Origin of the sequence: Simkania sp., assembly GCF_965215465.1 — a bacterium.
Lineage (GTDB): Bacteria > Chlamydiota > Chlamydiia > Chlamydiales > Simkaniaceae > Simkania.
The window spans coordinates 1,563,270-1,576,737 of the sequence record NZ_OZ244056.1 but is presented as its reverse complement, the minus strand read 5'-3'; the positions used below and the strand labels follow the sequence as shown (position 1 = coordinate 1,576,737).

At 43.1% G+C, this 13,468-nt stretch carries 15 protein-coding genes; 7 read left to right on the top strand and 8 right to left on the bottom strand.

The window, feature by feature from the left end:
- Positions 1 to 43 precede the first annotated feature (43 nt).
- The gene (locus ACOOFG_RS07335; protein ID WP_420420827.1) at positions 44 to 514 is read left to right on the top strand and encodes a transporter suffix domain-containing protein; all 471 of its coding nucleotides are present in this window, start codon (positions 44 to 46) and stop codon (positions 512 to 514) included.
- Here ACOOFG_RS07335 and ACOOFG_RS07330 read toward each other — a convergent pair.
- Genes ACOOFG_RS07330 through ACOOFG_RS07320 form a run of 3 tightly spaced genes read right to left on the bottom strand, consistent with a single transcriptional unit; the run spans position 498 to position 3,480 of the window.
- Entirely contained in the window at positions 498 to 1,763 is a 1,266-nt protein-coding gene (locus ACOOFG_RS07330) for a replication-associated recombination protein A (RefSeq protein ID WP_420420826.1), read from the bottom strand. The two genes, ACOOFG_RS07335 and ACOOFG_RS07330, sit on opposite strands and share 17 nt — an antisense overlap.
- 13 nt (positions 1,764 to 1,776) lie before the next feature.
- Positions 1,777 to 3,210, bottom strand: a complete 1,434-nt coding sequence (locus tag ACOOFG_RS07325; protein ID WP_420420825.1) for an amino acid permease — start codon at positions 3,208 to 3,210, stop codon at positions 1,777 to 1,779.
- A 9-nt stretch (positions 3,211 to 3,219) separates the two neighbouring features.
- Complete coding sequence (locus tag ACOOFG_RS07320; RefSeq protein WP_420420824.1) at positions 3,220 to 3,480, bottom strand: glutaredoxin family protein; 261 nt, start codon at positions 3,478 to 3,480, stop codon at positions 3,220 to 3,222.
- 88 nt (positions 3,481 to 3,568) lie between these two features.
- Here ACOOFG_RS07320 and abc-f point away from each other — a divergent pair, with 88 nt between their 5' ends.
- Positions 3,569 to 5,473: a ribosomal protection-like ABC-F family protein gene (gene abc-f / locus ACOOFG_RS07315; RefSeq protein ID WP_420420823.1), complete on the top strand. Its 1,905-nt coding sequence runs from the start codon at positions 3,569 to 3,571 to the stop codon at positions 5,471 to 5,473.
- 608 nt (positions 5,474 to 6,081) lie between these two features.
- Entirely contained in the window at positions 6,082 to 6,351 is a 270-nt protein-coding gene (locus ACOOFG_RS07310) for a hypothetical protein (protein WP_420420822.1), read from the top strand.
- A gap of 49 nt (positions 6,352 to 6,400) precedes the next feature.
- Here the strand turns inward: ACOOFG_RS07310 and ACOOFG_RS07305 are convergent, their stop codons facing one another.
- Both ACOOFG_RS07305 and ACOOFG_RS07300 read right to left on the bottom strand, forming a co-directional pair.
- Positions 6,401 to 7,006, bottom strand: coding sequence for a nitroreductase family protein (locus tag ACOOFG_RS07305; protein WP_420420821.1), 606 nt, complete (start codon positions 7,004 to 7,006; stop codon positions 6,401 to 6,403).
- On the bottom strand, positions 6,975 to 7,634 hold the full coding sequence (locus tag ACOOFG_RS07300) for a phosphatase PAP2 family protein (RefSeq protein WP_420420820.1): 660 nt from the start codon (positions 7,632 to 7,634) through the stop codon (positions 6,975 to 6,977). Before ACOOFG_RS07300 ends, ACOOFG_RS07305 begins: the two co-directional genes overlap by 32 nt.
- A gap of 36 nt (positions 7,635 to 7,670) precedes the next feature.
- Between ACOOFG_RS07300 and proC the strand changes: the two genes are divergently transcribed.
- Positions 7,671 to 8,498: a pyrroline-5-carboxylate reductase gene (gene proC / locus ACOOFG_RS07295; RefSeq protein ID WP_420420819.1), complete on the top strand. Its 828-nt coding sequence runs from the start codon at positions 7,671 to 7,673 to the stop codon at positions 8,496 to 8,498.
- On the opposite strand, the gene ACOOFG_RS07290 is transcribed toward proC, so the two are convergent.
- Positions 8,465 to 9,850 (bottom strand): hypothetical protein, encoded by a 1,386-nt coding sequence (locus ACOOFG_RS07290; protein WP_420420818.1) that lies wholly within the window; start codon positions 9,848 to 9,850, stop codon positions 8,465 to 8,467. The genes proC and ACOOFG_RS07290 overlap by 34 nt on opposite strands.
- 233 nt (positions 9,851 to 10,083) lie before the next feature.
- Here ACOOFG_RS07290 and ACOOFG_RS07285 point away from each other — a divergent pair, with 233 nt between their 5' ends.
- A complete protein-coding gene (locus ACOOFG_RS07285; protein WP_420420817.1) occupies positions 10,084 to 10,782 on the top strand; it encodes a superoxide dismutase in 699 nt (232 codons plus the stop codon).
- Here ACOOFG_RS07285 and ACOOFG_RS07280 read toward each other — a convergent pair.
- Together ACOOFG_RS07280 and ACOOFG_RS07275 are read right to left on the bottom strand one after the other, a co-directional pair.
- Complete coding sequence (locus ACOOFG_RS07280) at positions 10,771 to 11,181, bottom strand: secondary thiamine-phosphate synthase enzyme YjbQ (RefSeq protein WP_420420816.1); 411 nt, start codon at positions 11,179 to 11,181, stop codon at positions 10,771 to 10,773. The two genes, ACOOFG_RS07285 and ACOOFG_RS07280, sit on opposite strands and share 12 nt — an antisense overlap.
- Complete coding sequence (locus tag ACOOFG_RS07275) at positions 11,171 to 11,521, bottom strand: TMEM14 family protein (protein ID WP_420420815.1); 351 nt, start codon at positions 11,519 to 11,521, stop codon at positions 11,171 to 11,173. Before ACOOFG_RS07275 ends, ACOOFG_RS07280 begins: the two co-directional genes overlap by 11 nt.
- A 277-nt stretch (positions 11,522 to 11,798) precedes the next feature.
- On the opposite strand from ACOOFG_RS07275, the gene ACOOFG_RS07270 reads away from it, so the two are divergent.
- Positions 11,799 to 12,776, top strand: a complete 978-nt coding sequence (locus ACOOFG_RS07270) for an L-threonylcarbamoyladenylate synthase (RefSeq protein WP_420420814.1) — start codon at positions 11,799 to 11,801, stop codon at positions 12,774 to 12,776.
- 23 nt (positions 12,777 to 12,799) lie between these two features.
- Complete coding sequence (locus ACOOFG_RS07265; protein WP_420420813.1) at positions 12,800 to 13,348, top strand: hypothetical protein; 549 nt, start codon at positions 12,800 to 12,802, stop codon at positions 13,346 to 13,348.
- Positions 13,349 to 13,468: the final 120 nt, after the last annotated feature.

Sequence of the window (13,468 nt, the reverse complement as noted above, 5' to 3'; positions counted from 1 at the left end):
ATATTCAGGAAAATATTATAAGAGAGGAAAATGGTATGTGAAAATGATTGAGAAGAATTGGAAGTTTTATTTGGGAGTGACGTTTATCGTTCTCTCTTTTGTTTTGCCTCTTTTTGGCTTCATCATTCCTTTTTTGGGATTGCCAGTTGGAGTTGCGGCAGTCCTTACCGGGTTTCTCGTTCTTGGAGGACCTGAAGTCATGATCGTTCTCGCTGTCCTTTTTCTTGGAAGGCCGGTTTTCAATCTCATCAAAGAAAAAGTCTTTCGCATCTTTAAAAGAAAGGGGGCTCCAAAGCCCACCTCCGCGTTGCGTTATTATGTGGGGCTGGTCATCTTTTTTGGGAGTGTGACTCCCTATTATATCAATGTCTATGCACCTCACTGGTTTCCTGAAAACGAAACGCATCGTTTGTATTGGTTTATTGGTGGCGACTTATCTTTTGTCTGTAGCTTTTTTATTTTAGGCGGAGGCTTCTGGGAAAAATTCAAGCGACTTTTTATTTGGAAGGATTGAGTTTGGTTCGGAGGGAATCGAAGTAGGCGATTCTCTTTTCCATCTCGCGTTCAAAGCCCCGCTTCACCGGCTTGTAAAACGTGGGGCGCTTCATTTCATCGGGAAAGTAATTTTGCCCAGAAAACCCATCGGGTGTGTCGTGATCGTAGGCGTAACCTTTTCCGTAGTCTAGTTTTTTCATGAGTTTTGTTGGGGCATTGAGAATCGTTTTCGGCGGATCTTGATGTGATGTATCGGCAGCTGATTTTTGGGCCTGTTTGAAGGCTGTGTAGGTGGCATTACTTTTGGGAGCGAGGGCAAGGTAGAGAGTGGCTTCGGCTAGAGCAAGTTCACCTTCTGGCGAACCGAGTCGTTCATAAATTTGCCAGGCGTTGAGCGTGATTGTGAGAGCTTCGGGGTCGGCTAGGCCGATGTCTTCGACGGCCATGCGCACAAGTCTTCTGGCTAGAAAGTTAGGATCTTCGCCCCCTTCTAGCATACGGGCTAACCAATAAAGGGAAGCATCGGGATCGGATCCACGAACAGATTTATGTAAGGCAGAGATGAGGTTGTAATGCTGGTCGTCATGTCTGTCGTAGGCGGCAGGCCGTTTTTGGACGAGAGAGCAGAGTGTGTCAAAGTCGATTTCGCCATCTTGGAGCGTCTGAAGATTTTCAAGGGTGTTGAGAAGGTGGCGTCCATCGCCATGAGACATGAGGATGAGTCCTTTTTTCGCTTCATCTGTCAGATGGATTTTGGACTGGCCTCCTTCAAAGCGCGTGATGATTTGCTCAAGTGCTTCAGGCGATAGAGATTCGAGGGTGAGGACACGAAGGCGGGAGAGGAGGGCATTGTTGATGGTGAAAGAGGGGTTTTCTGTTGTGGCGCCAATGAGAATGATGGTTCCCTTTTCGATGTGAGGAAGAAAGATGTCTTGCTGCGCTTTATTGAAGCGGTGAATCTCGTCGATAAAGAGGATGGGTTGGTTGTTTAAGAGGGGGCGCGATTCACTTTCTTGGATAAACTTTTTGATTTCAGCAACGCCGTTCATGACTCCAGTGAAACTGACGAAGGTACGGTTGAAGGCTTTGGCGTAGAGACGAGCGATGGTGGTTTTCCCACAGCCAGGTGGCCCCCAAAGAAGAATGGACAGAGGGCGTTTTTGGGAAATGATTTTTGTTAGCAACCCAGTTTCTCCCACTAAGTGGTTTTGACCGACGACGTCGGAGAGCTTTTCGGGTCTAAGTTGTTCTGCAAGTGGAGTCGACATAGATGATAGGATATCAGTGATGCGACTTTTTATGAAGATGGCTTGTTTCGGGAACCCATGTGGGCTTGCGGAACTGGTAAATGGTGAGCGGAATGGCCATCATTAAGATGAGTCCCACGACGAGAAATCCATCGTACACGATCAAACTCCCCGTATCGAGTTGTGCGGGAGGAATAAATCCGATACAGATGGCAAAGACTGAGGCAAGAAGTCCAACACTCGAAACGACCCAAATCCCTTTGTGGGGATGAGGAATCCGGTAGATGCGTGGCACGTGAGGATGAGAGTAACGGAGGCGGATCGCTGAAATGAACATCATGATGTACATGATGAGATACATCTGGGCTGAGATCGCTGTGAGGATCCAATAGGCAGTGCTGACAGAGGGCATGAAGTTGATGATAAAGGAAGCGGCGGTGACGATGATTGCTTGGAAGAGGAGTAGGTGAGTGGGCATGCCGTGTTTATTAAGATTTTGGAAGAATGGCGGAAGGTTGCCATGTACCGAGGTGGTGTAAAGAGCTTTGACGGGCCCCATGATCCACGAGTTGACTTCTGCAACAGCCCCTAAAACGAGTAGGACTCCTAAAATGGGGAGAATCCATTCCAAATGATAGAAATTCAGGTACACTTTTAAGGCTTCCATGAGGCCTGCAACAAGGCTGATTTCTTCGCGTGGGATGACAACGGCAATTGAAATGGCGCCAAGTACGAAAAGGAAAAAAACAATGAGCGCAGAGATCAAGATAGCTTTAGGGTAATTCTTTTGGGGATTTTTAACTTCACCTGCATAGGCAGCAGAGACTTCAAGCCCTGCAAAAGCTAAAAAGAGTCCTGAAAGAAAGACCAAGTTGCTGATGTGACTGAAATCGGGAACGAGAGTCTTGGCTTCGAAGGGAATTTGGATGGGGTGTCCCGCTCCAAGCCAGGTAATATCGAGTCCAATGATGAAAAGTCCTGGAACAATCGTTCCGATGATCACACCGATTGTACTAACGATACTTGAGGTTTCGACTCCAAAGTAGTTGATAAAAGTCATGCCCCAAAAAACTACGAGGACGACTGTTTGAATGAAGACTTTATTGTTCGCGAGCTCAGGGTTAAAGATGTAGGCCAAGGTCGCTGCGACAAAAGCAAGAATGGCTGGATACCAGGTGACATTATGAACCCACTGCATCCAAATAGCAAAAAATCCCCATCGATCTCCTAAGGCTTCCCGGACCCAAACATAAATCCCCCCTGACTTACTCCACCCTGTTGCCAGTTCAGCAGACACTAGAGCGCATGGAATGAGAAAGATAATAGCGACAATAGCAAAAAAGAATAGCATGCTATATCCCAGCTCTGCAACAAGAGGAAGATTTCTCAAACTTGCCATAATCGAAACGTTGAACATGGCAAGAACGAAAACTGAGATGACGCGTTTGGGTTTAGATACTGAAACCAAATGTAGCTCCTAAGGTAATACGTCTTTTTTATCTTTTAAATATTCGATGATATCTCCCGATTCGTAAAGAGGAGCTCCATCGATAAAGAGACAGGGAACTTGAGCATTTCCCCCTAGATGTAAGAGCTCTTCTTTTGCTTTCGGGTCTTGATCGATATCTTTCATTGGGATCGTCTTTCCGATTTCCTCCAAATAGTCACGCACGTTTTTACAAAATGGACATGACATCTTGTGGTAAAGGACTAAAATCGGTTGATGTTCCTCTTCCATTCATCACCTAAATCGCTTAAGATTAAAAAACCACGTCATACCTTTTCTAGAAGAAAAAAGCTATAAAATTTTTGAGGTCAGTAGGTAGATGGCAAGTGTGAATCAGTTGGAAATGAAATATGGGGATCGCATTCTCTTCAAGAATGTTTCTCTCCATTTAAACCGAAAGACCCGCTATGGACTTGTGGGAGCGAATGGGGCAGGAAAGACAACATTTCTCAAAATTCTCAGTGGAGAAGTGGAGCCTACCTCGGGAGAAGTGAGCATTCCGAGGGAAGCTCAAATTGGAGTCTTGAAACAGGATTACATCAAATTCCAAGATGAAAAAATTCTCTCGCTTGTTTTGAAGGGAAATCAGGTGGTGTGGGAAGCATTTGAGAAAAAGGAGGCACTTCTAAGTAAAGGGGAGCTGTCTGAAGAGGCCATTGAAGAACTGAGTCAGATTGAAGAAGAGCTACGTTTGCGTCATGGCTATCAAGCGGAGGCAAATGCAGCTAGGCTGCTTGAAGGACTAGGGATTCCTCTGGCGGCACATGAAAAAAACTTGGGAAGCTTGTCGGGTGGGTACCAATTGCGGGTCATGCTTGCTCAGGTTCTCTTCTCTGAGCCAGACATTCTCCTTTTAGATGAACCGACCAACTATTTAGATATCTTTTCCATTCGGTGGCTAGAAGGGTACTTAAAAGATTATCAGGGGATTCTTATTTTAAGCTCTCACGATCGGGTGTTCCTAAATCGAGTATGTCAAGTGATTCTCGACATCGATTATGGGGGAATGAAACAGTATGCGGGGAATTTTGACCATTTCCTCAAAGAGAAGGAAAATGACATCATTCAAAAAGAGGCCCAATTGCAATCGATTGGGAAGCGGAAAGAGGAAGTGCAGCGTTTTATCGACCGTTTTCGGGCAAAATCTTCGAAGGCAAGGCAAGCCCAGTCTCGTGTGAGGATGGTCAAGAAACTCGAAGAGGAAGAGAAGAAATTGGAGGTTTTTCCTACGTCACGTCAGTATCCCCATTTCCAATTTCCCCATTGTCGTCCTTCAGGAAGAATCACCCTGGCTGTGAAAGGTCTTAATAAGTCCTATGGAGAGAAGTCTGTCCTCCATGAAATCTCCTTTGAAATCGAAAAAGGAGAGAGGGTGGCAGTTGTCGGTGCAAATGGAATTGGAAAATCGACGCTGCTCGAGATTGTGACAGAGTGCCGTGAGCAAGATTCTGGGACGTTCCGCTTTGGACCTCACGTGAAAACAGCCTACTTTCCTCAAGACTTTCATCGTATTCTTGATGCTCAAGCTACTTTATATGATTGGCTTGAGTCTGCTACTAAATGCTATCATGCAGAAAAATTGCGCCAAGCTCTCGGTGCCATGCTATTTGGTGATATGGAAGTTCGGAAGAAGGTTCAGTCGCTCAGTGGGGGAGAAGCTGCTCGGCTTGTTTTTGCGTCTCTCATGTTAAAAGAGCACAACACTCTCATTTTGGATGAACCGACCAACCATTTGGATATGGAAGCAACAGATGCGCTCATAGAAGCTCTCAAAGGGTATGATGGGACTGTTATCTTAGTGAGTCACAACCGTTACTTCATTTCTGAAGTTGCCAATCGGATTCTCGAACTTCAAGAGGGAAAAACACTCGATTTTAAGGGGGGATATGACGAATTTGTCGAAGTACATGAACGGGATTATTTGTCTGAAAAAACTCCAAGTTCCTCGAAAAAGAAAGATAAAAGTCTGGATTTTGAGAAACGAAAAGAGCAACGCCGAAAACAGGCCCGTCTCAAGAAGGATATTCAAAAATGTGAAGACGAAATCCATCAAATTGAACGGAAAATTGAGACAATCAACGAAAAACTCTCAGAGCCAAATTATTACGAAGTGACACCGCAAGACGAAATGCAAACCACTTTAAGGCAGAAAGATGCGCTAGAAAATGAAAAGCAAGAAAAGTACCTTTTTTGGGAAAAACTGCACGAAAATCTCGATTTTTAGCTTTGTTTTATATTTTTCAGTGAGTATACGGGAGTTACTAGCTTATCAATGGAAAATGTGAAAGAGATGCTTAAAAGAGAAACGAAAAAATCACTCAAGTCCGCTCAAAAAAACCCTCTTTTGGAAAAACTCAAAGCAAAACGGAAACGCACTCTTTCTCGTTCGCATGTGCGAAGACATTCTGGTTTTCCAGCACTAAGAAATTCAAAGTAAATTGATTAAATCATTTGTTAAGAAACGTTTAATTTCTTAACGTCTTTATCGCAAATGTATTAGCATTTGCTGAATTGCAAACTTTAAAACGTTTGTTTTTTTTCTGAAAATCGATTTATTTTTCTAATTTTAGTTCTTTTATTTTATTTTTTTTGAAAAAAAACGAAAAAAAATTAATTCCAAAAAACCTTGTTTAGAATAGCGTCTGAATGGGTTTTTAATTTCTAAGTTGTTTTGTTTTTAATATTAAAACCGGAAAAAATTTTATTTTTTAATATAAAAAATGTATATTGAAATTTGTAGGATAAATATGGATTTTAAACCCTAATTTGAAATTTAGAGTTTTAAAAGTCTTAAAAAAGATTGTAAAGGAATTCCAACAAGGAGCACAGTCAATGCCTGCTAAGAGAAGAAGAAAAAAAGCAGCTTCTTCAAAGAAGACGACTCGTAGAAGAAAAGCTACAAAAACTGCTGCTAAAAAAAGAACAACTAAACGTAAAACAGCTAAGCGCAAAACTGCAAAACGCAAGACTGCTAAGCGTAAAACAGCTAAGCGCAAAACAACTAAGCGTAAAGCTGCTAAAAAAACTACACGACGCAAAAAAGCTACTAAAGCTGCTGCACCAAGACGCAGACGTCGTAGAAGAAAAGCTACTGCTAAGTAATTAACTACTAATTCTAGTAGCTATGATTTGGGGCGTGGGTTTCCACGCCCTAATTTTGTTTAAACGAACCTTTCATCACGACTTCACTTAAGGGCTTACGTGTTGAAGGAGTTTCTTTTTCCTGTATAGAAGCGGGAAGATCTTCTTTTTTACCTCGTTTTCCAACTGCCACCATGCATTCAACTTGATAGTCTTCCGGAACCTTGCAAAGCTCTTGAGCTTTTTCGTAATCAAATCCTTGCATTCCATGAATGACAAGACCATTCACATGTCCTTGCAGAGCTAAGTATGCCCAAGCGGCTCCGGCGTCAAAGCTATGTGTTATAGAGGGTTTTTGGTTGTGTTCGAAGATTTTATGAGAGAGAACTAAGACAAGTGCACCTGCTTTTGCAGCCCATTCTTGATTGAAGGGGACTAAAGTGGAGAATAAAGGATCCCACTCTGGTGTTTCACGGAAAGCATAAATAAAGCGCCAAGGTTGGGCATTATATGAAGAGGGAGCCCAGTGTGCAGCTTCTAATAGCGTCATGAGATCTTGCTCGGAAATGGGTTCTCCAGTCATCGAACGCGGAGACCAACGCCCTAGAATCAGTGGATGAATGGGATACTCTGTTTTACGGTTTTCAGCGACTTCTGGCGGTAGGGATGTTTCCATGGCTTAAATCTCCTTCGTGCTTATGACTTGTTACCCTTTTTATCACAAGATGAACGACTTGTGCAATGAAGATTCCGAGAATTCCAGTTGCAAAGAGGTCACTTGGAAAGTGGTCGAGTAAAAAAATACGGCTGATTGAAAGTAGTAGAGCAATCGAAAAACTTAAAATGCGAAACCTGGGAAAAAGAAGTGCAATCGATGCAGCAAGAGTCATTGCGGCCATTGTGTGACCAGAAGGTAGTGAATGGAAGTGGTGGCTAGTTGAGAAGAAATCAAACCCAGTCATGTCGTATGAAAGGAAACTTTCAGGGCGGGCACGTCCGATGATGACTTTGAAGACGCGGACGAGGGCAACAGAAAAGGCTTGAGCTACGAAAATTTCAAAAAAGGGGAGGATGAACCGCTCTTTAGCATGGGAAAACCTGGCCCAAAGAAAAGCGACTCCCCAGACGAGCAAATGAAGGGGAGGGAAAATTAACAGTGAGGCAACCTTCAGGACACTGCGCAATGTTTTGCGGTGGGGAGCAAGGGTTTCAATCAGGGGAAAGTCGACGAAAAAGTAGCAGAGTAGAGCGGCGAAAACAAAAGTTAGAAGGAGACCTTTTAAAAAAGGGGAAAAACTGGTCACAAGAAAAGAGCGAGACTTTATATAGGAAATCATGAGATGAAATATAGAGAATCAGTCGTTTCGAAGCAAGGACATAGCATGCATATCGGGATCATTGGCTGTGGAGTCATGGGAGGTGCGATTGCGAGAATCGCTTCCCATCATCACAATGTGATTCTCCACGATCATAAAAAGACAAATGCCATTCCGCTCGCAAAGGAAATTGGAGCAAAAGTGGAACTTGATTTAGGGAAGCTAGCTCAGGAATCAGATGTTGTGGTTTTGGCCGTAAAACCGAAAGATCTTAAAGTCGTCTCAGAGCCAATCGCCTCTCATCTAAGTAAAGGGCAACTTGTCGTGAGTATTTTGGCTGGGGTGACTCTTGAGACACTCCAGATGCATTTCCCCAATTCAACGGTTTTTAGAGTGATGCCGAATCTCCCGTTAGTTTGTGGACATGGGATGCTAGGGATTGTTGACGATCCTGAGGTCAAAAAAGAAGAAAAACTCCGCGTTGAAGAAGCTCTCCAAGGACTTGGCTCGGTCTCATGGATGAAGGAGGGGCTGATGAAAGCCTTCACAGCCTTAACGAGCTCAAATCCAGCGTTTATTTATCTGATGATTGAAGCCATGGTCGAAGCTGGAGTATCCCTGGGTTTCAAAGCCGATATGGCCTTGGAATACGTTGTTAAGACTCTTGAGGGATCTGTTGCGCTGCTCAAAGCCAGTGGAGCCTCTCCAACAGAGCTTAAAATGCGGATCACATCCCCAGGAGGAGCGACCATTGCAGGCCTTAATGAACTCGAAAGTCAAGGGGTGAGAGCTGGAATTGTTGCTGGGCTCAAAGCTTGCTATCGAAGAGCTGAAGAGATGGGTGGGTCGTAGATCTCTGTCAATGGGGTGACTTTTCTCTTACTGAGCATTTCAGGATCGCATAAGAGCTGATCGTCCCAGATCCGTCTTCGAATAAAGGTGGGGAGAAGGTTTTTAAACGAGAAATCCCAGCCACGAACATCAAGCGTCCCCAAAAAGACGGCAAATCGCCCCGCACCAATGATGGTTGCAATGGTGATTAAGACTAGAGGGACTGCATAGGGTGCTCCTGCTAGGAGAGCAATCAAAGAGGCAATGGCGACGACCATTGCAATGATTCCAATGACATGAACGAGGGTTTTCTTCACGTTTTGAATCCGCATGTCATCCATGAGCTTTAATCCTTCATCAATCGCAAGCTCTTGATTTTTTTTGACGCTGCTCGTGAGTCCCATCAAAATAGAGTGCGCTGTATCTGAAGCTTCATGCACCATCCATGGACGGACACGGCGAGAAAGAGACTTTCTTTTTTTATTTAACTCTTTATCGAGTTGCTTAATGAGTTTTTCCCGTTGCTTTTCAACGGGAAGGTCACTGTAATTTTTCTCGACTTTTTGAGCGATTTTCTCGACTTCATTAGGATTAAGTTGTAGGTACTCTTCTTGCAAGTGAAGGATATTTTTTGCTAAGACGACTTTTGCAAGGTCCCGAATTTGCGTTTGATTTTCTGCAAAGATGAACTTTGAGAAATGAGGATTTTTCTTGATTTCCTTTTGAAGATCGTCAGTAAAACTTAAGAGCTTTTTAGTGTCTTCTTTTCCGCAAAGTTGCTGAATCATATCACTGTTTTCTTTTGCATACTGCGCGAGCGCTTCGAAAGCTTTTTGGCCATCTGCAACACTTGTATTATCTGTCAGTATTTTGAGGTTTTTGAGCAATTCAAAGTCAAATTCGTCACCGAATGATTTTTGTCTTGCAAGCCCAAAACTATCGACAATTCCCTCAATCAGACATAAGAGAAGACTGAAAACATAGGCGGGCTTTAACAGAAAAGAGAGAGTTTTAGGTATGATGTGTAGTCCAATTCCATAGTCAAAAGCCGATCCAACGGAACTTCCAATCACAATCGGTACTTCGATAAGAGAAATCACACTATCTTGAACTCCTTCGCCGTCTCGATTTTTTATTGAGCCAATTAATGACTTTGTTGCTGAATAAGTATCGGACGGGACAGAGAAAATGTTTGTGACAGATGGAAGCTTGGGGAAAGCTCCATTTTCGTAGGGAGTGATCCTCTTAGGGTCTCGAATCTTTTCTTGATAAATGCGAGAGGCATCGGCAAGTAAGGAATTTTTTGAATCTGAAGGTCTGTGCAAGTGAGACGGAGTAGAGGGCCTCTTGATAAGAGGCGGATAACTAGTCATAGCCTCACTTGACAGACTCATAAGAAAAACCTTTCCAAAAGGAATTTTGCCGATCCTACTATTTTATTACTTTTTCAAATTATAAAAAATAGAAACGGTTTTTTAATTTAATAAATAAGTAATAAACAAATTTTTCTTATTTATAAAATATCATTACTTTAATTTTGATTTGTCATCTTTGCGTAACTTGATATATGATAAAATTTTTGGTTGAATGTGCGTTAGGTGCTCCTATGTTGAAAAAATGTTTTATCTTTCTTTTGCCTGTCCTATCTCTTTTTGCAAAAACCCCTTCATATGATCCCCAATTAATTCCCCAGACCAGCCCTTCTACCGAGTTTGAGGCTAAAGATTTTTCACATCTTTTGGGCCATTTAAAAGGAATCGATGATGATTTATTCAAGATGCACTTTACCCTCTACAATGGATATGTCAAAAATGCCAGTGCCCTTCTCACCTCCTTAACTAAGCTGCGTGAAAAAGGGAAGGATACCTCCTTGGAGTATGGAGCGTTAGAGCGCCGTTTTGTATGGGAGTTTGATGGAATGGTTCTGCATGAACTCTACTTTGAGAATTTAGGACCTAAACCGTTTTTAGATCGAAAAGACCCTTTGCGTTTAAAAATGATCATGGATTTTGGGAGCGTTGAACAATGGAAGAAGAACTTTGTTGCAACGGGGCTCATTAAAGGAGTCGGTTGGGTCATTCTCTATCAATGTCCTAAGTCCGGGCACTTAAAAAACATCTGGGTCGATGAGCACAATATCAATCTCGTACCCGGAGGAAAACCGCTCCTGATTATGGACGTCTGGGAGCATGCCTACATCACAGAATATGGACTGGATCGAGCAGGATATATTGAAGCTTTTATGCAAAATATCGACTGGGAAGTTGTTTCGGCTCGTTATAAAGAAGCTGAATCAAGTAAGTAGAGTGATAATCACGTTCCGGTGATGACCACTTGTGCGATGCTCCCATAGGTAGACACCTTGCCAGGTTCCTAAAAGGAGGGCTCCATTCTCGAAGGGGAGGGTCAAATCTGAATGCGTCAAAACCGTCCGGATATGGGCTGGCATGTCGTCTGCTCCCTCTGCATCGTGTCGGTATTTAGGATCTCCATCAATGACAAGAGATCGGGCGAAGGTCTCTAGGTCTAATCGCACATCAGGATCGGAGTTTTCGCAAAGTATGAGGGATGCGCTTGTGTGACAAAGAAAGAGATGACACAGCCCCGACTTTTCTTTGCAGCGTCCCACGACTTCTTCTACATCTTCCGTGATGGAGAGAATCTCTCTTCCCCGGGTGGGAAAGATGAGAGTTTCACGATGCATGTTCTTCTCGAGATCCTTTAACTAGTGTTGTGATGAGTAAGATGATTACGCCTGAAGTTAAAATGAGCATCGCTCCTGCAGGAAAGAACTTTTCGGAGATTACAAAGCGATAGCTGAAAAATGCCTCAAGGAGGAACAGTAGAGCAAATGAAAAATAGATACCCCATTTACGATAGGTGAAATGGAGAACGCTCGACCACAAAAGCGCGAGCCCTGATACTCCACCCGCTACAAGTGAAGGAATACTATGTTTCATCACAAAGCCCATGACTCCACCCGTAAAGACGAGGATGGCGTAGATAAGTAAAATGTAACCATTTTTTTTGAGTGCTTGAATCATGTGGTCAATATAACTTTTTTAAGGATTCTGTTGCAACCCCAATAGGAGAACACAAGTAATTACTTTAGATATGTATGCAACAGAGTCATTGAGCACAAGTTCAGCACAAGTCATAATAAAGATTCGGATGAATCTGTGAAATTTTAAACTTAAGCGACTATAAAATTAAAGGATTGTTTTTTATTCTTAAAACCTCCATAATTCCGACAGTTAATTCATTGAGGGTGGATATTGGAAGTTGGGAGACCAATATCATGCAAGACAACAAGAGGAAAGGATGTATACCGAATATCTAGGTCCAATCGCTGAAGAGAATTTGCTAGGATCGCAGGAATTACTCCAACGTGCAGCACGTTTACTACAACAAGGGGCACTTGTTGCTGTTCCTACAGAGACAACATATGGATTAGCAGCCTCAGTTCTAAATGAAACAGCGCTGAAGAATTTGTATGAAGTTAAAAAGCGAAACCCTTCTTCTGCCTTACCCATCCAAGTTGCAAATACAGACCAGCTAAAATTTATCACGCGAGATTTGTCTCCACAATTTGAATTGATTGCCAAGCACTTCCTTCCTGGCCCTCTTACAGTTGTCCTAAAAAAGAACCCTCATTTGTCTTCAATCATTTCTGGGGGAATGGATACTGTTGCGGTTCGCATTTCTTCAAACAAGATTGCGCGCAGATTAATCGAGTTGGTGGGGTGTCCATTAGCGATGCCTTCTGCAAATCTTTCTGGGAACCCTAGCCCAACATGTGCAAAACACGTCCTTGAAGATTTCAATGGAAAAATCCAGGGGATTGTCGATGGAGGAGATTCCGAATATGGTTTGGAGTCAACGGTTCTTTCTTTAGAAGATCCAGCAAACCCCGTCATTTTACGCTTTGGTGTAATCAGTCAACGCTCCATTGAAAACGTTTTAGGAACATCAGTTCGCGTACACCCAAAAGCTCTTCTCAGTCACTTTGGACAAGTCGGTCAGCAAAGACTTCCTGCAGTGCGTCTTTTCTCTTCATGGGATGAGATGAAAATCTACCTTCAGCTAAGTAATGACAGCAAACGCCTTGTCATGAGCCAAGATGAAGGATCCCCAATCCTGAAAATGTGCGACTATTTCAAACTCAGCGCAAAAAACCTCTATGAAGGACTTCGCATGGCAGTGAGAGATGGTTACTCAGAGGTTCTGGTTCTTTGCAACCCCATTCTGAAGAATGATGAGATGTTGCACCAGCGCCTGAAGCAAATTGCCAGCACATAATGGAGTCCATTCCTTGGGAGGGAATGGAGCTTTCCTCGCAGGCTCGTGAGGCTTTAAAGCTTCAAGTAAAACCACCTTTCCCTCTACGTCTCAAGAACAAAAAGCTAGCGGTGATCATTCCCTACAGAGATCGTCAAACGCATCTTAAAAATCTTCTTCCTGCTCTTAAAAGTGCCATCGAGCAAGCAACCTCTTCTTATGAGGTGATTCTTGCTGAGCAAGCAGATGAAGCCCCATTTAACAAGGGGGCGCTCTGCAATGCAGCTGTTAAAAGCCTTGAGGCTTCCTTTGATTACCTCTGTTTTCATGATGTTGATTTTTTGCCAGTCAATATCGATTATCGTTACAGCTCAGCCCCTTTTCGTCCTTTTGGTTGGACGCGGGGAAAAAAGATCTATCAGGAAGAGTTTCATGAAGGAAGGCTAAAACGACTTTTGGAGCGAGACCCCACACTAGAGGAGAAAGACGATCGCTTAGCAAAAGTGTATCCCCACTTCTGGGGAGGGGTCTTTTTTCTTCCTTATCAAACATTTCTCAAAGTCAATGGGTTTGGCAATAACTTTCCTTTTTGAGGGTTTGAAGACCTAGATTTTCTACTTCGACTTTTTGCTCATGAAGAAGCTCCCTTTACCGACCCTGAAGGGATCTTCCAGTTACAGGATCATCCCCATGTCATTCAAACAGGGGAATCT